The organism is Neobacillus sp. DZ-9 (assembly GCF_059587065.1).
Map to the genome: position 1 here is coordinate 114006 of NZ_JCAIOL010000011.1, position 21979 is coordinate 135984.

Genomic DNA, 21979 nt, shown 5'->3' on the forward strand with positions numbered 1-21979 from the left:
TATCGGGGGCTTGACCACATAAGCCGAAACCAAAAACAAATAAAGCGGAATCATACTAAATGATTCTGCTTTATTTGTTTGCCATTTTATTTCGAAAATGTTGAATGGTTAAGGTTAATTCATACATCGTAAAAAAAATATCTTTAAAATAAATTCCTTCGGTACGAATCCACTCAACTGCTATTTCAAAAGACTCTAATCCCTCAGACATAAATTTTTCCTTTGTTTGTACAAACTGTTTTATGGAAAGTATTAAATTATTATATACATCTCTATCTACGTAAGAAAAAGGTTTTCTAACTAATGACTTTTTATAATTATTTAATTTATAGAGATTCCTATAAATACCTCTTAATTCCCTTTCCAATCTGTTGGCATCTTTAAGTAATATCTCATAATCGTTGGTATCATAGTCTTTTTTGGTATACGAAACTAAATCGCTGCCTAAAACAAAATTTTTATTACTAATGGTACCATTTAATAATATATATGATTTACCTTCGAAACCATTCGTTGGAGTACTGTTAAGAATAATTAACTTTAAAAGTGATGTATCCATTGCCATTTCGCTTGATATATCTATATCCTTAATAGTACTTCCAACCAAAATAGAACAAGAAATATTATACGCTCCAAAAAGAATATCGCTGTTTTTCTTATATTTCTCAAATTTATGTGCGTTAAAATTTCCAAAACTATTATGTATATCCGCAAAACCTGCTTTAAACATTGCTTTTCGTAAGGCATTTACAATGAAGTTCTTTTTTCTGTTATTTATTTTCACTTGTTTATGTGCATCAATACAAACCGTTTGAATACTCTTTGATATATCATTTAAGACTTCTTCAGCATCCACTTTAGTGACAATAGAAGGTACTTTTTCAATGTCAAATGAATACTTCCTTTGTTTGTTATACTTTGCTTTATCATAAGTTGCAATCATATCCGTTATTTGCTTAATTACACCCGTTATATTATATTTTATTTGTTCTGTTTTAAACCGAAGAGTATCATCAAAACCAAATTGCTTAACCCAAATATCTCTTCTTTGATCTCTTTCTCTAGCAGAATAGGAACTATGATATGTATTTCCATCACATTCAATAGCGATTTTACAATACTCCCCATACACAAGGAAATCCAATGTATATTTTGCATTCCATTTATCTTTATTTGAATCGTAAACTATATATTGGGATTTAAATTTATATTTGCTTGTTTCAATGCAGCTTCCATCTTTTCTTCAAGAGGACTATTTTCATTTCTAATCTTTCTAGTATCCATTTGCTCTCCTGCCCTTTTAATAACTCTAATTACATATATTGTAAAACTATCACAAATTTCCTACAATAAAAAGGACCATATTTCGGGCGGTGACAGGCGCCGGAATCAATGATCCAAAATAGCGAAGCTAGCATGATTACTTTGATAGAATCAGATAAAATTTTTGAGGATGTTCTTCAGAATCCTTTTACTAATAATATTACTACAAGTTGTATCGACAAATAAAACAACCCCAATGATGCCATTGAGGTTGTTTGTCTATCCATAATAATCGCTTTTACTTCCTAACCCCATTAGATTTGAAGTAATTCCGCTTTCCACTGATCTTCATCCAACCGGTTTTCATTACACCATTACTATCTAGGTAGTACCATTTGTTGTCTTTTAACCAGGCAGTTGCCATTGCACCAGTTGACTTTAAGAAGTACCAAGTTTCCTTAATCCTGTACCACCACTTAGGGTCTAGTGCCCATCATTATCTTATTTTTTCAGTTAAAATCTCCTCGTGAAACATTTTTGTGATACAAGATTTTCCGGGTGGTGACAGGCAACAGTACCAATTATCGAAGAGCAAAGACTATTTCTTTTCACAAAAAAAATAATACTATAATTCTCCATGTATCTATTCATGAACCATACTTCTTGCAAAAGATATCATCTGTGTAAAAGGTATTTAATCAATCTATTAGGATTAAATGATTTAATAATCATATTTGTGGTTATTCTTGTTTTCTTAAATATTATTAAAACCAAAATATTTGTAATCTGGGCTACTAAAGTAGCAAAAGAAGCTCCATATGCACCAAATTCAGGTATAAGAACAAGATTGAGAATTATATTTACCAACAAACCGGAAATCGTATAAATTAATGTGTACCTTTGTAAGTCTTCACTAATCAACCAAATACTCCGGGCCGATCCTAGAATGGCGAATGTTCCTGCCCAGACATTTATACTTAGAATATCAGCAGCTTCCAGGTATTCCCCTCCATAAAGTATATTAACAATTATTTTTGAAAATAAAAGTATAACTAAACCAAATACTAATCCAGTCCATGTAACAATTGAATATAAAACCTGAACAGAATTAAGATAGTTATTTTCATTTTCTATTTTATTTTTCATAATAACTGGCTTAAAAGAGGTTATTATTGCCATAGGAACGAAGTACCACATTTCTGCGATTGTAACTGCCGCAGAATAAACACCTACTTCTTTAGTATTTGTCATTGATCCTAACATAACTTGATCTAATCTCATATATAGAGTAACCATCAAACCGGAAAGTATTAAATACCAACTTTGAGATAATATGCCTTTTGCATAACTAAAGTTAATTCTCCATCTTGATTTTTCAGTTCTAAATTTAAAATATGAAATTATTAAGGCAACACCAACTAAGATCGCATCAAAAGTATAGATACACGCATACTGAAGAATTGTTCCTTCCATAAAAACCAATAACAGCTTCAATCCTGAAGAAATTACATACACACTCATTCGAATAATTGAAGAAATCTTTGCCCATTGATAGGCTTGTATCCAATATTCAATAACCTCAAAGGCTTTTACAACCATAGAAAATGATATTACCAAAACTAATAAGTGAAGATTGGCATTATGTGGTTGAATGATCCTAATTATTATAGAAGCAATAATTGTTAATATTACACCACCGATTACCCTTAATACCAGACTAGTAAATAGAATAGTTCCCTCACTTACTTTTTTATCTATTATTGATTTTACTGTTAATGTTTCTAATCCCAGAGTAGACAGTGCAGTAAGTAAAGAAACAAATGCCATAGCATAATTAAACTGACCAAACTTTTCTGGCCCAAAGTAACGTGCTACAATTGCAGTAGCAAAAACCCCTATAAACATAGTTATCAGCTTATCACTAACAAGCCAACTAGAATTTTTAGCTATCTTTGAAGCTCTTATATTTTTTAAGATTGACTTTTTTTCTAATTTCGCTTCTTCTATCAATTTAAATACCTCTTGTCTATCTCATATTCAACAAAAGTATGAATTTACATTCGAATGTACTCCAATGGCATTTAAATTGCAAAATATTACAGCCTCTTATAATTGCCAATTGGATATTTCTCTAATTATTTAAACCATATCAAAAATGTTAGTTCAATCTAGATAGGGAGGACCTTAAAGGCTTTACATAACAACCTTCCACCTATTTGAGAACTTCAAGATGTTCACAATAAAAAGGAACCAGTAACTGAAACCTGGATTCCTACTAAAATTTCCCCTTCAATCTCTAGTTTACAATGCACACCTGTTTTCAAAGTACAAACGTCCGAGCAAAGGAAGTTGGAAGCCAGTTAACCTAAGCATTATCATAATTCTAACTTGGTATTTGAGACTCGTCATAGCATAAGCGAATTAATCTCTACTAAAAATATCCCTTGTATACACCTTATCCCATACCTCACGTAAATCATCAGTCAAACGATTCGCAACAATGACATCTGATACTTTCTTAAATTCTTCAAAATCATTGATTACTCTAGAATTAAAGAACTTCATCTCATGAAGTGCGGGCTCATATACAACAACTTCAATGCCCTTAGCTTTTATACGCTTCATAATACCTTGAATAGCTGATTGTCTAAAATTATCTGAGTCCATTTTCATAGTAAGTCTATATATACCTACAACCTTTGGTTTTGTTTTTATAATCATATCGGTAATGTGATCTTTCCTCGTTCTATTTGCATCGACAATTGCCTTCATTATATTATTGGGTACATCCGCATAATTAGCTAGTAACTGCTTAGTATCTTTGGGAAGGCAATAGCCACCATAACCGAATGAAGGATTATTATAATGATTCCCTATTCGTGGATCTAGCCCCACACCTTCGATGATTTGTTTTGTATCTAAACCTCTAACTTCTGCATAAGAATCTAGTTCATTAAAAAAAGCGACCCTCATCGCTAGGTATGTGTTTGCAAATAGTTTAATAGCTTCTGCTTCAGTTGAGTTTGTATATAAAACAGGTATATCTTCTTTAATAGCTCCTTGAACTAGCAATTCAGCGAATACCTCAGCTCTTTCAGACTGTTCACCAATGATTATACGTGATGGATATAAGTTATCATATAGAGCCTTGCCTTCTCTTAGAAATTCCGGAGAGAAAATAATTGTATCTGTCTCAAACTTCTCTTTTATTTTCTCTGTGTATCCCACCGGAACGGTCGATTTAATTACCATTACTGCTTCTGGATTAATAGATAATACATTTGCAATAACAGCTTCAACTGTTCTAGTATTAAAGTAGTTCTTTTCTGGGTCATAATTCGTTGGTGTGGAAATTATGACATACTCAGCATCTTTAAAAGCTTTATAGTTATCAGTTGTTGCAGTTATATTTAGCTCCTTGGTTGCTAAATATTCTTCAATCTCATTATCAATAATGGGAGACCTTTTATTATTTATCATATCTACTTTTTCTTGTATAATGTCAAAAGCTATAACTTCATTATGTTGGGCTAATAATATTGCATTAGATAATCCGACATAACCTGTTCCTGCAATTGTAATTTTCATTTTATTGTCCATCTTCCTTTATCTCAAAGAAATTACATTTTACCCCAAACAACTCTATTGACATAATCTGTATATGATAAGATTATCCTAAGGACTTTTTCCGACACATTAGGCATACTATAATCATTGACAAGCCTTAGGGTATCAATATTTTGTGTTTCTAGGATTTCTAAACCTTGCAAGATTCTTTCCCTTGTTAAACCTACCATCATAACTGATGATTCTTCCATTGCCTCTGGTCTTTCATGAGCTTGTCTAATATTAAGTGCTTTAAAATTTAGTATAGAAGACTCTTCACTAATTGTTCCACTATCACTTAGGACTGCCTTGGCTTTTAGTTGAAGTTTTATATAATCATTAAACCCTAGTGGCTTCAAGGTTTTCACTAATGAATTGAACTGTATCCCTTTAGCAGTAATCATATTTCTAGTTCTCGGGTGCGTACTTATAATAACAGGCATATTATATTTTTCTGCTATCGCATTTAAACTTTCGACTAAATCCATAAAATTGGTTTCTGAGTTAATATTTTCTTCTCTGTGAGCTGACACAACAAAATATTTACCCTCTTTTAGTTCTAGTCTCTTTAAAATGTCTGATTTCTCAATCTCATCTTTTCTAGAATTAAGCACTTCAAACATAGGGCTTCCGGATTTTATAATCCTATCGGAAGGGAACCCTTCTCTTAATAGGTATTCTCTAGCAATATCACTGTAAGTTAAATTTACATCGGCTGTATGGTCAACAATTTTTCTATTTGTTTCTTCTGGTACCCTTTGATCAAAGCACCTATTTCCTGCTTCCATATGAAAAATCGGAATATGCCTTCTTTTAGCTGCGATAGAAGATAAACAACTATTTGTATCCCCTAATACCAAGTATGCATCAGGTTGTATCGCATCCAAAATAGGATCAATTTTTACTAGTATATTTCCTATCGTTTCAACTGCTGTACCTGTAGCTGCATTTAGAAAATAATCAGGTTTCTTAAGATTAAAATCTTTAAAAAATACCTCATTTAATTCATAATCATAATTTTGTCCTGTATGGACAAGCGTATGTTCAATTGCATTTGATTTTTCCAATTTATTAATAACAGCTGATAGCCTTATAATTTCCGGCCTCGTACCCACGACTGTCATTACTTTTAATTTCTTCATTGTTTATACCTCCACGAAGTAAGTATCCGGCTTTTCTTGATCAAAAGGTTCATTGGCCCACATTACCGTAACCAGGTCTGTTTCTCCTATATTTACAATTGAATGAGTATATCCAGTAGGGATATCCACAACCTGTAGTTTTTCTCCACTTACTTGATACTCAATAATTTCATACGAATCTAATTTTCTAAATCGAATTAAACCTTCTCCACTCACAACCAAGAACTTTTCATTTTTAGTATGGTGCCAGTGGTTACCTTTCGTGATTCCTGGTTTTGAAACATTTATTGAAACTTGTCCTCTTTCATGGGTCCTTATAAATTCTGTAAATGATCCTCTTTGGTCGCAATTCATTTTAAGATCATAAGAAAACTTATCCTGAGGTAAAAAGCTTAAATACGTGCTATAAAGTTTTTTAGTTAATGGATCTCTCATATTAGGAACACTTAAATTGGTCCGACTTTCTTTGAAACTTTGTATAATTTCAGCTAAAGTTCCAAGAGAAATCGAATGGGTGACAGGTACAACACAGTAATTGCCTTCAATAGTGGGCTGACCGTCTAATACTCTTAAAAATTCATCTAATACATCATCTATATAACAAAGGTTAAGCTCCGCTTCAGGATTGTTTACCTGGATATCAAAATCTCTTGCAATATTATGACAAAATGTTGCCACTACTGTATTGTAGTTCGGTTTGCTCCATTTACCGAATAGGTTAGGGAGTCTATATACATAAACTTTAGCGTCTGTTTCTTTATAATAGTGAAATAATAAATCTTCCCCTGCTTTTTTACTTCTACCATAAGGATTATCTTTTTCTGCTTGGATGGAGGAAGTAATAAGCACAGGCGCTTTATTTTCATGTTTTTTTAGCAATTCTAGTAAGTGCGACGTGAGTTCTATATTGCCCTCCGTAAATTCCATTTCATCTTTTGGTCTATTTACTCCAGCTAAATGGAATACAAAGTCACAATCCTTTGAATACAAATCAAGTAATGCAGGGTCACTTTCTCTAGTATATTCAAAAATATTATTAAAACCCTTATTCCTAAGCTCGGCAATAAGGTTTTTCCCTAAAAAACCCTTTGCCCCTGTTACAAGAATGTTCATCGTCTAATCCATCCTTTAGTTCATGACGTGAATTTTTTTGTTCATTTCTATTAATTCATTTTGTACGTAGTCTAATTCTAGTAGTTTTTCTTTTATTTGTTGCACATTAAGGATTTGGGTATTATCCGAATTGTATTCATCTATAGTAGTTAGCTTTTCATTTCCTTCCGCAAAATACTTATCATAGTTCAAATCCCTTTTATCAGCAGGAACCCTATAAAATCCACCTAAATCTTCTGCTACTACATATTCTTCTCTAGTTAGGAGAGTTTCAAATCGTTTTTCCCCATGTCTAGTTCCAATAATATTAATTTCATTATCTGCATTAAATAGTTCTTTTATAGCTTTAGCAAGATCGCCAATAGTACTAGCCGGAGCTTTTTGAACCATAATATCTCCTGCTTCAGCATTTTGGAAAGCAAAAACAACTAGCTCCACTGCCTCTTCTAAACTCATTAAAAATCTTGTCATAGAAGGATCAGTAACTGTTAACGGTTGTCCCTTTTTTATCTGTTCAATAAATAATGGGATTACAGAACCACGTGAAGCCATTACATTCCCATATCTAGTTCCACAGATCAGTGTCCTTTCCGGATCAACAGTTTTTGATTTGGCTACTAATACCTTTTCCATCATGGCCTTTGAAATCCCCATCGAATTAATAGGATAAGCAGCTTTGTCGGTTGATAAGCAAATAACTTTCTTTACCCTCGCCTCAATTGCTGCTGTTAAAACATTATCTGTTCCTAATACATTTGTTTTTACTGCTTCTAAAGGAAAAAACTCACAAGATGGTACCTGTTTTAGTGCTGCTCCATGAAATATATAATCTACCCCATGCATAGCGTTCTTTATTGATTGTAAGTCTCTAACATCACCTAAATAAAACTTTATTTTATTATTTTTATATAGTTTTCGCATATCATCCTGTTTTTTTTCATCACGAGAAAAAATACGAATTTCTCCAATCTCAGTATCTAGAAAACGATCAAGTACGGCATTTCCAAAACTTCCTGTCCCACCTGTAATCAATAACGTTTTTTGTTTGAACATATTAAATATCCTCCTACATACGTTTATTTTGATAAAATATTTGTCTTAACAAAATTATAGACTCTTTTGATGTAACCTATATGGAATACATCTTCATACTCAACTTGAATACTTGGATTTATCTCAACATTATCAAATTTTGTTTCTATATATTCATCATCAATATCCACCCAAAATGGATCCGACATTGACGGTTTCCAAGAATGTGTTCCGCTTCCGTCATGTCCAATATTATTTACACGACTTCTTGCTGGCAATATATTGTACATTTCATTTTTCCACATATTGTAATCAAATCGAATTGCCCAAGAGTTAATTTTATGCTTCATTTGTTTATCAAGCATTAACGACTTATCATTACCCCAATTATTAAATGATTTTCTCTTCTTTAAGTTCCACTTCAACGAATTATAATCCAATACTTCCCAATCGATACTTTCCCATCTATTAACCCATGTTCCCCATGCATAACTACTACTTCTTTGGTTCTTAAAAACGTCTTTACCATACCTCTCTTTAATATTTTTCAAAAACGTATATCCACCCACAGACCATATAGTTTTATTCTTTTCAAAAAATTCGAGAGCACCATTCATATAATTTAAGAAATCCGGAGTTGTTACTACATCATCCTCAACAACAATTACTTTTTGATATTTTTTTATTACTTCAGTTACTCCTGTAATAATTGACTGAGCAAGACCTATATTTTTATCTCTAATCACAAGTGTTAAATTAGGTATCTTCCCACTTAATTTCAATTCTTTAGTGTACTCTTTAACCGCTTCAACTTTGGAATCATTCTCAATCTTGGGACCGTCTACAAAGACAAAAACATCAGATAATACGAACTCCGGATTTTTCAGCAGAGACGTAATTAATTTTTCTAAGTGGTTTCGCCTGTTGTAGGCAAAAATCACTACAGGTGCGTACATTTTGGCTCCCCCAATTTCATAGTTTATTATTATATATTTTTTCTAAAGCTTTATTATCATATCTCAATCGTCACCAGACTATTGGCCCTTAGTTAGGGGCCGTTCTGATTCGTTTCAATAAAGCGATAGGACTTCATTTCCAGAGATGTAGAGAGTAATATTAAATTTCACTTCTGCCTTAAGTAACCGAAATAGAATCTTTTTTTACGTGACATTCGTTATTCATGAGTGAAATACTGACCAATCTTCTAATATTCTTTCTTTCATTATTTATTACATAAAATTACTCTCAACTTTTTAACAAGGCAAAACAAATATACAAGTAATGTTTGCTGTTTATAAAGGTTTTAATGTTAATCTGTTTTAGATAAATATGCAGCCAACATACCATCAATTATACAAAACGCTAAAAGCAACTTAGGACTTCCAGCCATGATTGGCTCAATCAGAAATTGAGCCAACATAACAAAATAAAATGCACCAAACAATAATTTATAACTTATGTCCACAGACTTCCTCATCAACAAAGCAAAACATCTCACACAAGCTCTTATCGTATACAACAATATGCATATATAGGGAATGATTCCCGCGGTATCGAAAATGTCCAGCCACAATTCATGAGAATAGCCAACACCGTTCCCTATACTAATTTTTTGTCCACCCCATGGATAAACAAAAAGCAACTTAATGTATTGTAATTTCCTTTCCAAGCGTGAATCTTCAGTTAAGTTTTGTCCCGATTCTGAAAAGAATCGGTGGTATAGATAACTAGATTTCAGAGTTTCTTGAATTCCACCTATATTGTTTTGATAAATAATTAAAGCTAATAAGCTAATTAAACCAACAAAAACCAAAGTTCTTACTAAGATAAATAAACTTTTACTTAATCTTCCTGAAAATAAAATAATTATTACTATACTAACCCCTATTGCCAATAGGGACAGCATAATAAACGAACGCCCACCAAGTTGAAGATTGTAAAATAACGCAAAAAAATACAATGCACCAAAAAACAACCGCATCTTTAGATTTCGCTCTAAAAATATTACGTAAAATACTATACATATTAACATAGTAAATTTAGTTGCTTGACCCGTTGACGAAGATATAGTACCAGACCAAAAATCATATGATCGATTTAAACTTATACTATTATTAAACCCAAAAAGCTGTATATTATATAAAAAATTCAATAAACCGTGAATTGCCATAAATGCTGTTAATATATATAAAACTTTTTTTATTGAATTCAAACCTATTTTATTATACATATTGATGCCCCAAAAGAATGCAATAATACTACCAAAACCAATTAAGCTAGCACCAATGCTCAATGAGGAATTCAATGCTGAAAAACCAAAATACGTCATTGCAAATATATATAATATCCAGACATCATTATTTATCCTAATCCTTGATTGAACATTTCGAATTAGTAAAATAAAAAATCCACAATATAATAAATAGACTCCCATGAGTTTAAAATCTATGGCAAATAGCGCTAAAAAGAAAAATAGAATATAATTTCTTGGATTTTCATGCATCATGTGTAAATCAAATTTCTGTTTTTTTGAAGTTAACATCATTTATGATAATCCTCTTTCATTATTTTTTGCCGAACAAGAGCAACTTACTCCATTTATTAACAGAAATAATATGGATAAGAATTATACATGAAAATATGATTAGAATAAAAATAAATATGCAAAAGATTAACCCATCCAATGTTAGAAATTTTGGTTTCGATACAACATTTACAAGTTCCAGAAAATAGTAATGAAGAATATATAACTCTAGTGAATGCTGTCCAACGAATATAAGATATTTTTTTATTCTGCCATCGTACTGAGCAACAGTGATGGATATAGCATAAAATACTATTGCACATCCCAATAGAGATGCGGTTATCCTTACGATTATGTTAATAATATTATCAGCAGCAAAATATAAATTGGTATTTAAAATAATATATGAATATATCATTATTATGGGTAGATAAATAATATGCTTTGTCTTATTAAACCAATGTTGTTCTGATACTTGTTTTTCAAAAAATCCAAACAGAAAGCCAATATAATAAAACGGTAAATAGTATAATGTTAATTTAATACCCAAGGTATTCATGCCAAAAAGAAAACCTATGGTCAACAAAATTACCGAAAACAGAACAGATATTAATACTGTTAGTATCACCCTAATATGACTTCTTGAGGATAATTTACCTGCAATAAAATTTGATGTTCCAAATATTAACCATATTGACCACAAAGAAAATAGAAACCAATATCCAGAATCCATATTTGTGGAAATCCATCTAATGTATGAAATTAGGTCTGCAATACTATCTCCATTTATAAAAAGTCCTCTCACGAACGCAGTCCAAACTATCCAAGGGAGAAGGTATGCTAAACTCTTCTTCTTAAGGTGATAGAAAAAACTCTTGCCATTAGTTATTGGTCTAGAGTATTTAGTAACATAACCACTTATAAGCATAAATAACGGCATTTGCAAAGACCATATGATATTGTATAAAATTGATTCTTCAAATTCGACACTTTTAGTTGATATGATATGTCCCATCATCACCATGATAATAGCCAATCCGCGAACAACATCAATTGTTTTATTCCGAGAATCCGCTGTTTCTAGCACAAAAAAAGCCTCCTATTACATCATTAAAGTTTAATAACTTTTTATTGATTTTCGCTTCGGCTACGCAGTTTAATAAGTTAATCTCACATATATATTAATGTACCTAAAATATTATTAAACTCGTTTTAGTTCCAAATGAATAGTTTTAGTAAAAACACTAGTAATATTAAAAAAATATTGCACAGCTCATCTGACAAATTGACAATCTAGACAACTATTATTTACTTTTGTAAACCATTGAATTTTGATAGTCTTTTTTTAAAACATCTTGATAAAGCATAATGTATTCATTAAACCTATCTTCTTTACTAAAAATTGATGCACGTTGTATACAGTTCTCTTCGGGCATAGGGTTTTCATAAAGCGACATTATTGCATTTTGCATTTCGTCAATATCTTCCCTATCAACTACAATTCCACTTGTTTCATCAATGCATTCGGGACTTCCACCAGAATTAAATGTAATTACAGGTGTTCCACAAGCGTTAGCTTCTATGTTTACCATGCCAAGAACTTCTTCTCTTGTGGGATTGACAAACACATCTGCTGCTGTGTAAATACCTGCAAGTTCTTGCTGATCGTAAGTTTTTTGAATAGCGATAATATTATCTGGCAACAGTTTATCAACAGAGTCATTAGTGCCAACTAAAACAATTTTAAATCTGTCATCAAGTCTTTTCGCAAGTTCAATAAACACATCTAAGCCTTTCCGTTTTCCCCATCCAATAGCTACACCCAAAATAATAAATTTTCCATTAAGTCCATACTTCACTCTAAAATCGTTTTGTGTTGGTTTATAAATAGATAAATCAATTCCATTATGAATTACCTTTACAGAATATTCACTCAAGTATGATTGTTTAACGAGATCTGCAAGCCATTGTGACGGTGTAACAATAGTTAAATTGTTTACATTTGTAAACAATTCTTTTTTATCTTTATAAGATCTTGCTGAGCGATCTAAAAATAATGAAATTGGATATTCTCTCTTTTGTGGACAATCACCACATCCAGTTTTCCATTTATTACAATTAGCATAATCAAAATAGGCACAATGTCCAGTAAAACTCCAGCAGTCATGAAGAGTCCAAACCACAGGAATATTGCACTTTTTTATATATTTAAATAGGGTTTCAACATTAATGTAATTGCCATGAAGATTGTGAAGATGAATTATATCTGGCTTCACTTTATCAATCCACTTAATAAGCTTAGACGTTGTAAAATAATTATAAAACCCATGTTTACCTAATATTCTTGATTTTGCAGCATTATATTTTTGTGTAATGAGACTTTCCATCGCGTATATTTTATGATTACTAGATTTTCCGACGCCATACGCAATATAGGCTTCATCACCCCGTTCTTCTAAAATCATAGCAATATCACGAACTATCTTCCCTGTACTCCCTATTCCATATACGCAATTAATCTGTAATATTCTCATTTAAATAAGCGTCCTTTTGTAAAAAAAATTTTATAAAATTTACGTGTTATGCCTTAAAAAATATTTAGCTATCAGTCATTATGATAAAGATTCCACTGGCAAATTCATTATGCTCATTCGATATCACTATAAAATTGATGGCCCCTTTTAATTAAAATTCGTTTAATAAATTTAATAAAGCCACTCGGAAGAATTTCTTTCCCATAAAACATTAGATTAAGCTTAATTTCTTGTCTGTGGGATATAAGCTGTCTTGGGCCATCGTATAAATTATGCTTCTTTAAATACCTATTTGCCTTGTGCAAAAGCTTGCCTTTACGTACAACGTCCAGAATTTCGAACTCCTTTCCCTTGCTCATAGCACAAGCCGCGCCTACATCTCTAGCGATTTTAGTGAGCGAAACCTCATACTCCCATGAATTTAGTGATTTTTTGATGGTCTTTTCGATAAATGATTTACGCCACAAACCAGGATAGAGATTTACCTTATAATTACCGTTTAAGTCAACTTTATAAAGTGATTTGTATCCCTGCATCCTTTCTTTTGCTTTGGGCACCGAAAATATTCGAATATAATCGAGATCCTCTTTTTCCATTGCTGAAACTAAATACTCGATTTTTTCTGTCGAGATCTTTTTTGTAAGGAAATAATCGTCGAGAGTAATCAAAACAAACTCCGTATCGATTGACGGAAGAGCAGCTGCAGTTCGTTCGGATAGTTCTTTTCCATTTCCGGTAGAAAGCACCGTTATTCCGTTATAGGTTTTAGTCGTTTCTTTATCAGTTACCAAAAGTGTATCTATATTTCGATCTCCCCAGTGTTTATTAAGGAGGTGCACATGTACATCCCATAAATCTGAGAATTTGTCGCATGAATGGATCAATAAAGTCAGCTTTTCTTTAAGCATTTTCATCTCCCATCCTTTCAATAACCATATTAACAACACTTTCAAATATAGATGAACTTCGCTCTAAATTATGATTTTGCTGAGTTACACTCACAGCATTATCATAGTTACTTCTTTGGAAAGAAGTATTTTCAATTAACCCCTTTATACAATTAACCAAATCTTCTTGATTAACACATACTGCTGCACTGTGTGTACTTTGCAAATATTCGATAGCACCACACTCGATTGACCCATAACCTAAAATATTTGCACCTGATGCCAAAGAATCAGCAACCTTAGTAGAAAGAGAATATCTTGTAATGTCAACATCACGCTTTTTGAAGCCCTCTACAACTACCACAATATCACTCTGCAAAGTCCTGCTCTGTACCTCTGAATATGGAATGGAGCCATGATATCTTATATTCTTGTTGTTATAAAATATTTTATAATAACTGCTGTCAGTTTCATTTGAATATATATCTAGGATATAATTAGGGTTGATTTGCCCCAGTGCAAGTCCTATATCATTTAAAGAGTGATTTCTACCGAGACGGATATTTCCAAAGTAGGATATAGTTGGATTTCCAACATCAATCTCTTTGAATTCTCTCCGACGAATAGAGGATGTAAGGTAAACGGTTTTTCCATCCAGAACGAAGTATTGATTATACTTATCCCTTATCTTATCACCGATATAAATTGCACTTCCTTGATGATTTAAGACTTTACTGATGTGTTTTCTATATTGTGTTTTATATATATAATAAAATGGCGATAAGGAAAATTTGGTATTAAAAAAATAATCATCACCGATTGACGATACAATAGGTATATTAAAACGTTTAGCAACATACAGGGCAATCTCCGATATAAAAAAGTCATCTGAAAAACTAAGAAAAACACAGTCAGGATTAAATTGGTCTAGCCAATTGTTAAAATTTTCTGTACACCAATACTTTCTATCCCAAACAAATTTCCTTATCAGATATACAATTGGTCTTTTTTTACTTCCTAAACCGTATAACTTGGAAAACATTGAACTATTTACTTCAAGAGAATTGTCGGTCCACTCATTAGGTAATTCTTTATCATAAAAAATCACACCAGTTTCTATAGAACGTTTAAATCTTTTTCTTACAAGTCTTTGATCTGTGATTTGAAAAAGCGTAGCACAGTGACCCTTTGCCGGCTTTTTAGTATTAGAAAATACTTGTGCCAAGTTCCCTTTTTCCCAATTACAGAAATAAGACTCAAATGCTCTTGAAGTCGATTTTTTATTGTACGGAACTGTGCCAACAATTAATACTTTGGGTTTCATTTTTATTCACCTTCAATCAACTTCTTATTAATTTAGATTTAGATCCATTTTTTTATCTCGCTTTTTTGTTTCTTAAAATTCTCTTATAAATCAGTTCTTTTACTGCAGTTGGCATATAGACAAACACTCTAATTGATATCATATTTCGAATATACTTCCAAATAGATAACATATTATGCTTTAGCATATACCGACTCAAAAACTGCCAACTTTCAATATACTTTTTATTGCTCCGTCGCAGGACCATTCCATTACCTATACGGGCATGGACAAGATATTCATCTAGATTTCCCAAAATAGCCCCGTTTTTAATTGCTCTAACCCACAAAAAATAATCCTCAAGATACGGGAGATGCTGATATGAACCGCAATTTAAAATGTTTTCTTTCCTAAAGATAACTGTCATATGATTTATTGGATTCCTAAATGTAGCCATTTTGCAAATATCACTATGAGTAGTTGGAAGCACTTTTTTATTTACTGGAATATTATAATCAGAATCAAATTCATCAATAAATGAACCTAAGATTTCTACATTTGGGTGTCTTTTTAGAAATTTTATCTGCTTTTCAAAACGAGTCGAAACACACACATCATCACTATCTGCACGTGCTACCAGTGAATTAGTACATTTAGACAATCCAAACGCTAAAGCATTTCCTAATCCACCATTCTTTTCTAGTCTATATACTTTAACAATATCTGGAAATTGATTCTCGTAGCTTCCTATTACATTATCCAAATCCTTTGTTAATGGTCCATCACATATTAAGACAAATTCATTTGGAGATAACGTCTGTCGGCAAAGAATACTATCAAGTGCAATATCTAAAAATGCTGGTGTTTCCTTATTGTATACAGCCATAAGAACACTAAATTTGTATTTATCACTTTCTTCAACAGTTTGCATATCTATAATTCCTTTATTTTGATATAGATTCATTTCATGTATGCTTTTATTTTCTTTCTTCATTCTCAAGTAGTCCCCTGATCTTTCTGCGACACTCCATTACTACCCTCAACAACCCCATCGCTTTTTAGTACACTAATAATAGTTCCAAAAAAACACTTAACATCGAACCAAAAGCTGATCTTTTTAACATACTCCCCGTCCAATTTAGCTTTAACTTCAATAGGGAGCTCATCCCTACCATTAATCTGTGCCCAACCGGTAAGACCTGGTGGTACACCGTTAGCACCGTATTTATCCCGTTCAGCAATCAAATCATATTGATTCCAAAGTGCTGGTCTAGGCCCGATGATACTCATATGCCCAACAAAGATATTCCAAATTTGAGGTAGTTCATCAAGTGAAGTTTTTCTAAGGAACCTACCTACTCTAGTAATATATTTATCTGGGGTAGCTAATAAATGAGTTGGAGTATCACTTGGTGTATCTATTTGCATTGTACGAAACTTTAAAATATAAAAATGATTCTTGTTAATACCAACACGCTTTTGTTTAAACAACATTGGACCTCTTGAATCCAGTTTGATAGCAATGAATAGAATCAAAAAAATAGGGGATAGCGAAATCAGCCCAATTACAGAAAGAAAGATATCGATTAATCTCTTAATCCTCAAATACATCCCTAAAACTCTCCTTATAAATATTTTTTAGTAGATTAGAACTTATTTGGAAGCTTTGGAATTCACCAATCCAACCAACTACTAATCCACTAAAATACCACCTATTATAATTCCGAGCGTCGTAATCTCTACTAAATCAACCAAACAAAAATTTATTGAATTTTCCGTTCTTTTACGTTCATCGATTTTTTAAAAATTTTTATTGAGCATTAATGCAATCCTAATCACCAAAATTACGGCCCATGTCTATTAGTATGAAACATAGGCCATACATTCAATTCTCTATTTCACTTTCATCTCATTCATGATCTTTTCAAGATATGGTAATAATTCCAACATTAAATTCTGATCCTGTAACGCAAACTCAATTGTCGTTTTTACAAATCCAATTTTCTCCCCAACATCAAATCTTTTACCTTCAAAATCATAAGCAAATACTCGTTGAATTTGATTCAATTTTTGAATTGCATCCGTTAATTGTATCTCTCCACCAGCACCAGATTCCTGCTGTTCCAAAAACATAAAGATTTCCGGTGTTAGAATATACCGTCCCATTATCGCTAGATTTGATGGTGCTGTACCATGAGTCGGTTTTTCCACGAAATTGTTTACTTGAAAACGTCGCCCTTCTTGGGCTGCTGGATCAATAATTCCATATCGATGGGTTTCTTCATTAGGTACAGATTGCACACCAATCACTGAAGAGTGAGTTTCCTCATAAATATTAATTAATTGTTTTAGGCAAGGCGTCTCACTTTGGACAATATCATCACCAAGAAGTACTGCAAACGGTTCTTCACCAATAAAATTTCTCGCACACCAAACCGCATGACCTAAACCTTTAGGTTCTTTCTGCCGTATATAATGAATATCAGCTAGATTAGTAGAATAACGAACTTTTTCAAGGATATCCGTCTTACCTTTTTCAATTAAGTTTTGCTCTAACTCTGGAGCAAAATCAAAATGGTCTTCTATCGCCCGCTTGCCTTTTCCTGTGACGATGATAATATCTTCAATTCCTGAAGCAATTGCTTCTTCGACAATATATTGTATTGTCGGTTTATCAACAATTGGCAACATTTCCTTAGGCATTGCCTTAGTAGCCGGAAGGAATCTAGTGCCCAGTCCAGCAGCAGGAATAATCGCTTTACGAACCTTTTTCATATACACTCCACCTTTAATCTCTTTCTTTTAACATCCGCATATAGCGCTTTATTTAGTTTGCGGTTGATAAAGCAGCTGATCTGTCAAATTTATTATTCGCAACTTCTAATAACGTATCGTGCATTTCCGGTTCTGACATAGTTAACAGACTCTCGATTAACTCAGCTAAAGCAGTAGCATGAATAACCTTTGCCTTTCCAATATGAATCTTTGGAAAAACCTGCTCTGGATTTACTTCATTTTCATTAAGAAGCTCCTCGTACATCTTCTCCCCTGGACGAAGTCCGGAGTATTCAATCCCGATTTCATCAATTGTATAGCCTGAAAGTTTAATAAGATTTTTCGCCAAATCTACAATCTTAACAGGTTCACCCATATCAAGAACAAATACCTCGCCACCACGAGCTAACGAACCTGCCTGTATAACAAGTCTTGATGCTTCTGGTATCGTCATAAAGTAACGAGTCATTTCAGGGTGCGTAACCGTTACAGGTCCTCCTGCTGCAATTTGTCTTTTAAATAATGGAATAACACTACCACGACTGCCAAGAACATTTCCAAACCGTACCGCAACGAACTTTGTATTACTAGTAGCTGATAGACTCTGAATATTCATCTCCGCAAATCGCTTTGTGGCTCCCATCACATTCGGAGGATTAACAGCTTTATCGGAAGAAATCAAAACAAATGTATTCACACCAAATGTATCCGCAGCTTCCGCAACATTCCTCGTACCAAAAATATTATTCTTAACAGCTTCTCTCGGGTTATATTCCATCAACGGTACATGTTTATGAGCTGCCGCATGATACACCACAAATGGTCTATGCTCTTCCATCACTTCAAAGATTCTAACCCGATCCTGAATATCGCCAATAACAGGAACAATCTCGATTTGATTCTGATATTGTTTCCGCAGTTCCATATCAATCAAGTAAATACTGTTCTCTCCATGTCCCAAAAGGACAATTTTACTAGGGTTAAACTTACAAATCTGTCGGCAAATTTCTGAACCTATCGATCCACCTGCACCCGTAACCATTACTGTTTTTCCTGAGACATTTTCAGAAATCCCCGCAATATCTAACTCTACTGGTTCTCTTCCTAATAAATCCTCTACCTGAACATCACGGAACTGATTTACAGAAATCTTCCCAGTCATTAAATCCTCAAGCTTCGGAATAATTTGTGTTTTCACCTTGGTTTTTGCACACTCTTCAAAAATACGATTTAATTCCTTTTTATTTAAAGAGGGAATGGCTATAATGATATTTTCAATTTGAAATCTTTCAACTGTTTGAGTAATATATGCAGAACCCCCAACCACGGGTATTCCTAAAATATCCAACCTGTACTTTAATGGATCATCATCAATAAACGCTACCGGTTTTAAATCAACATCCTGGTTGTTTAATAATTGCCGAGCCACCATTGTTCCGCCTCTGCCAGCCCCGATAATTAACGTTGGTTTAATATTTTGCTGTTTAGTAATAAAATTGTCACGGAACATCCTCCAGGAAAACCGGGAACCTCCAATTAATAGAACATGGAGCATCCATGCGATCATCAATGCTCTCACATATATGTTATGAAAAACAATTTCCTGAACTAATGCCGTTACAATAATGGTGAACGTTACCGCTTTAACAATTGCAATTAATTCACCTACACTCGCATATTGCCATGCCTTATTATAGAGCTTATAAATAGAAGCAAATAAATGATGGCAGATTAATAAGGTTAGCGCAGTAACAAGCAGCATTGGAATTTTAAAAATTTGCAATTCCGGATTAAGTGTAAAATAGCTTATGTAGACTGCTGTTAATACAATAAGTGAATCCAGAATCGACAGAGCGGTTAACCTTTTCCCATATGTCATCCGTCCATTCCCCCTTTTCTAATAGATTTAATCGGATAATACTTTAATTAAATAAAGAACGCAGGCGAATTCCCCCTACCTCCCTTATAGGCATATTAAAAAACGTCACTAACTTATTTTAGTTTTCCTAAAACATAGTCCATGTTTTAGGAATTAAACTCATAAAAAACACTACATCTCCTCTTTCTTTTTGAGTAGTGGTTGAATATCAATTTTTGCATGGTTCACGTTCAAATAAAACAACTCACGAGCACGGTCAACATTAAAACCAGCATTATAAGGTGTAATCCATTTTCGTGGATCTTCAATTGAAAATAAATGTTCTTCTTGATTCCATATAATCACGTTCATATCAAGAAGTTTCTTTAATTCCTCTTTGATTATTTTCTTAGAAATTCCTGCAAGTTCAAAATCCTGCAACTTCGGTATCAAAGCTTCTCTTTTTTGGAAAGCAAATGAGAGCGTCATAATAAACTCAAGTATTACCATCTGTCTTTTAGTGAAACTGTGCCGAAGAATTTGCGAACGAACCAACATGTCATAAACAGCTAAATCGGGATCCCTTGGAGCGTCAAATTGTTCTTTAAATACGACTTTGTAAATCTCAACTTTTTGATCATAAGTAAGATCGGCCCATGCCATTGTTGAGTCTCCATTCAAGTTGAATTTTGTTTACTGTTTTTTAACATTTGAATTATACCCAAGACAGAGTAAATTAATAACTTCAGACGCAAGTTCTCCTGGTTTAAAACGAGTCCAGTCCATGTAATTTTGAATGACATTGTGCATAAAGGCGCTTTCTAAATACCTAATGGAATTGCAAGTGCTTTCACACTTATTCTTTCATTAGATATTTATTGTTTTGGTTTGTATTTCAATGGGCATCTAACCCATCCTCACGTCATTCTTTCGACAACACATGTCTAAGGTCCTCGTAAAAAAGACCCACAAGAAGACCGAGTGCCCCCATGGATAACGGACAGGGTAGCCTCGCCGTTCAGGCCCTTAAGCCTGAAGAATAGTTTAATTGTTTCTGTGTATTCGCATAGGCTTAGTTGGTTAAAATATTTTAAAGAACTTCTTCTTTTTAATTCGTTCCGGTGTTTCTTTGTAAACATGGCCGCCATCAATAATAATGGCTGCATTTTCTTCAAATAAATACACCATTTCATTTCCATACTTCGTTTGAATCGTATCAAACGCTTCACTCATCTTGAACGTACGGCTGCTCGTGTTATGAGCATCCGAAGCAATCACGTGAGTAAGGTTTGCTTCGATTAATTGCAGTGAAAAGTTTTTTATCTTTTTCCCAAAATCACCGCAAACACTTGCTGCTGTAACCTGAGTTAGCGCACCTTTTTCTACAAATCGATAAAGAATGTCCGGTTGTTCAATAATCTGCTGGTTTCGTTCGGGATGTACGATTACCGGAATAAGGCCTTTCATCTGTAAACCATAAAACAGCTTTTCCGAGTATCTTGGAACATGCGACGAGGAGAATTCTACTAACACATACTGTGTGTTATTGATTGGAAGTATCTCACCCGCCTCATATCCATCAACCATTTCACCGTAGATCCGAGTTTCTTGACCTGGAAGAACATTTAGATCTATTTTTTCTTGTACTAACGCGCGATTTAACTCTTCAACTCTAGCAACAATTTGTTGTCTATTATTTTCATATCGATTATTTAAATGATGCGGGGTAGCGACAATCGTATGAATACCTTGTTCAACGGCTTTCTTGGCCATTAAGATACTTTCCGATAAGTCCTTCGCCCCATCGTCTACTCCAGGCAATATGTGACAATGTAGATCAATCATACCCCACACTCTTTTCCAATAAACTGCTATTTTCCTACAACTTTATAATCGCACCACCGTCGAAAGCACTAGGAAATGGACAAAATTTGTCGAAACT

18 protein-coding genes and 1 pseudogene are annotated in these 21979 nt (G+C 33.2%); all 19 read right to left on the reverse strand.

Translation table 11 applies throughout. From position 1 onward, the window contains the following. Positions 1-70: 70 nt before the first annotated feature. The 19 genes and pseudogenes from AC59HZ_RS25325 to AC59HZ_RS25415 all read right to left on the reverse strand — a co-directional run bounded on the left by AC59HZ_RS25325 (position 71) and on the right by AC59HZ_RS25415 (position 21882). Positions 71-1144, reverse strand: a complete 1074-nt coding sequence (locus AC59HZ_RS25325; RefSeq protein ID WP_496548528.1) for an endonuclease domain-containing protein — start codon at positions 1142-1144, stop codon at positions 71-73. Positions 1145-1561: 417 nt separating this feature from the next. Next, positions 1562-1735 (reverse strand): annotated as a pseudogene (locus tag AC59HZ_RS25330) (hypothetical protein); the annotation flags it as partial. A 203-nt stretch (positions 1736-1938) separates the two neighbouring features. After that, positions 1939-3273, reverse strand: coding sequence for a flippase (locus AC59HZ_RS25335; protein ID WP_496548529.1), 1335 nt, complete (start codon positions 3271-3273; stop codon positions 1939-1941). Positions 3274-3684: 411 nt separating this feature from the next. Next, a complete protein-coding gene (locus AC59HZ_RS25340; RefSeq protein WP_496548530.1) occupies positions 3685-4851 on the reverse strand; it encodes a nucleotide sugar dehydrogenase in 1167 nt (388 codons plus the stop codon). 32 nt (positions 4852-4883) lie between these two features. Beyond that, a complete protein-coding gene (gene wecB, locus AC59HZ_RS25345; RefSeq protein WP_496548531.1) occupies positions 4884-6011 on the reverse strand; it encodes a non-hydrolyzing UDP-N-acetylglucosamine 2-epimerase in 1128 nt (375 codons plus the stop codon). A 3-nt stretch (positions 6012-6014) separates the two neighbouring features. Next, positions 6015-7124 carry a capsular polysaccharide biosynthesis protein CapF gene (locus AC59HZ_RS25350; protein ID WP_496548532.1) on the reverse strand — a complete coding sequence of 370 codons (1110 nt, stop codon included), beginning with the start codon at positions 7122-7124 and terminating at the stop codon, positions 6015-6017. 15 nt (positions 7125-7139) lie between these two features. After that, positions 7140-8177, reverse strand: a complete 1038-nt coding sequence (locus AC59HZ_RS25355) for a polysaccharide biosynthesis protein (protein ID WP_496548533.1) — start codon at positions 8175-8177, stop codon at positions 7140-7142. 23 nt (positions 8178-8200) lie between these two features. Continuing rightward, entirely contained in the window at positions 8201-9145 is a 945-nt protein-coding gene (locus tag AC59HZ_RS25360) for a glycosyltransferase (protein ID WP_496548604.1), read from the reverse strand. A 320-nt stretch (positions 9146-9465) separates the two neighbouring features. Continuing rightward, on the reverse strand, positions 9466-10701 hold the full coding sequence (locus tag AC59HZ_RS25365; RefSeq protein ID WP_496548534.1) for a hypothetical protein: 1236 nt from the start codon (positions 10699-10701) through the stop codon (positions 9466-9468). A 19-nt stretch (positions 10702-10720) separates the two neighbouring features. Then, entirely contained in the window at positions 10721-11767 is a 1047-nt protein-coding gene (locus AC59HZ_RS25370) for an acyltransferase family protein (protein WP_496548535.1), read from the reverse strand. Positions 11768-11984: 217 nt separating this feature from the next. Next, complete coding sequence (locus AC59HZ_RS25375) at positions 11985-13214, reverse strand: glycosyltransferase (RefSeq protein WP_496548536.1); 1230 nt, start codon at positions 13212-13214, stop codon at positions 11985-11987. A gap of 113 nt (positions 13215-13327) precedes the next feature. Continuing rightward, a complete protein-coding gene (locus tag AC59HZ_RS25380; RefSeq protein WP_496548537.1) occupies positions 13328-14128 on the reverse strand; it encodes a hypothetical protein in 801 nt (266 codons plus the stop codon). Beyond that, the gene (locus AC59HZ_RS25385; protein ID WP_496548538.1) at positions 14115-15425 is read right to left on the reverse strand and encodes a glycosyltransferase family protein; all 1311 of its coding nucleotides are present in this window, start codon (positions 15423-15425) and stop codon (positions 14115-14117) included. The genes AC59HZ_RS25380 and AC59HZ_RS25385 overlap by 14 nt, the downstream gene beginning before the upstream one ends. A gap of 52 nt (positions 15426-15477) precedes the next feature. Beyond that, positions 15478-16398: a glycosyltransferase gene (locus AC59HZ_RS25390; protein WP_496548539.1), complete on the reverse strand. Its 921-nt coding sequence runs from the start codon at positions 16396-16398 to the stop codon at positions 15478-15480. Positions 16399-16400: 2 nt separating this feature from the next. Then, entirely contained in the window at positions 16401-17015 is a 615-nt protein-coding gene (locus AC59HZ_RS25395; RefSeq protein WP_496548540.1) for a sugar transferase, read from the reverse strand. Positions 17016-17297: 282 nt separating this feature from the next. Beyond that, positions 17298-18179 (reverse strand): UTP--glucose-1-phosphate uridylyltransferase GalU, encoded by an 882-nt coding sequence (gene galU / locus AC59HZ_RS25400; protein WP_496548541.1) that lies wholly within the window; start codon positions 18177-18179, stop codon positions 17298-17300. 52 nt (positions 18180-18231) lie between these two features. Continuing rightward, positions 18232-20058 (reverse strand): polysaccharide biosynthesis protein, encoded by a 1827-nt coding sequence (locus tag AC59HZ_RS25405; protein ID WP_496548542.1) that lies wholly within the window; start codon positions 20056-20058, stop codon positions 18232-18234. 171 nt (positions 20059-20229) lie between these two features. Beyond that, the gene (locus tag AC59HZ_RS25410; protein ID WP_496548543.1) at positions 20230-20700 is read right to left on the reverse strand and encodes a replication protein; all 471 of its coding nucleotides are present in this window, start codon (positions 20698-20700) and stop codon (positions 20230-20232) included. Between the two features lie 417 nt (positions 20701-21117). After that, on the reverse strand, positions 21118-21882 hold the full coding sequence (locus AC59HZ_RS25415; RefSeq protein WP_496548544.1) for a tyrosine-protein phosphatase: 765 nt from the start codon (positions 21880-21882) through the stop codon (positions 21118-21120). Positions 21883-21979: the final 97 nt, after the last annotated feature.

Excerpts from the sequence above, each read along its gene's own strand:
- AC59HZ_RS25350 (WP_496548532.1), bottom strand. The coding sequence starts at position 7,124 with ATGAACATTCTTGTAACAGGGGCAAAGGGTTTTTTAGGGAAAAACCTT.
- AC59HZ_RS25375 (WP_496548536.1), bottom strand. The coding sequence starts at position 13,214 with ATGAGAATATTACAGATTAATTGCGTATATGGAATAGGGAGTACAGGG.
- wecB (WP_496548531.1), bottom strand. The coding sequence starts at position 6,011 with ATGAAGAAATTAAAAGTAATGACAGTCGTGGGTACGAGGCCGGAAATT.
- AC59HZ_RS25380 (WP_496548537.1), bottom strand. The coding sequence starts at position 14,128 with ATGAAAATGCTTAAAGAAAAGCTGACTTTATTGATCCATTCATGCGAC.
- AC59HZ_RS25340 (WP_496548530.1), bottom strand. The coding sequence starts at position 4,851 with ATGAAAATTACAATTGCAGGAACAGGTTATGTCGGATTATCTAATGCA.
- AC59HZ_RS25365 (WP_496548534.1), bottom strand. The coding sequence starts at position 10,701 with ATGATGTTAACTTCAAAAAAACAGAAATTTGATTTACACATGATGCAT.
- AC59HZ_RS25385 (WP_496548538.1), bottom strand. The coding sequence starts at position 15,425 with ATGAAACCCAAAGTATTAATTGTTGGCACAGTTCCGTACAATAAAAAA.
- AC59HZ_RS25390 (WP_496548539.1), bottom strand. The coding sequence starts at position 16,398 with ATGAAGAAAGAAAATAAAAGCATACATGAAATGAATCTATATCAAAAT.
- AC59HZ_RS25415 (WP_496548544.1), bottom strand. The coding sequence starts at position 21,882 with ATGATTGATCTACATTGTCACATATTGCCTGGAGTAGACGATGGGGCG.
- AC59HZ_RS25410 (WP_496548543.1), bottom strand. The coding sequence starts at position 20,700 with ATGGCATGGGCCGATCTTACTTATGATCAAAAAGTTGAGATTTACAAA.
- AC59HZ_RS25405 (WP_496548542.1), bottom strand. The coding sequence starts at position 20,058 with ATGACATATGGGAAAAGGTTAACCGCTCTGTCGATTCTGGATTCACTT.
- AC59HZ_RS25395 (WP_496548540.1), bottom strand. The coding sequence starts at position 17,015 with ATGTATTTGAGGATTAAGAGATTAATCGATATCTTTCTTTCTGTAATT.
- AC59HZ_RS25355 (WP_496548533.1), bottom strand. The coding sequence starts at position 8,177 with ATGTTCAAACAAAAAACGTTATTGATTACAGGTGGGACAGGAAGTTTT.
- galU (WP_496548541.1), bottom strand. The coding sequence starts at position 18,179 with ATGAAAAAGGTTCGTAAAGCGATTATTCCTGCTGCTGGACTGGGCACT.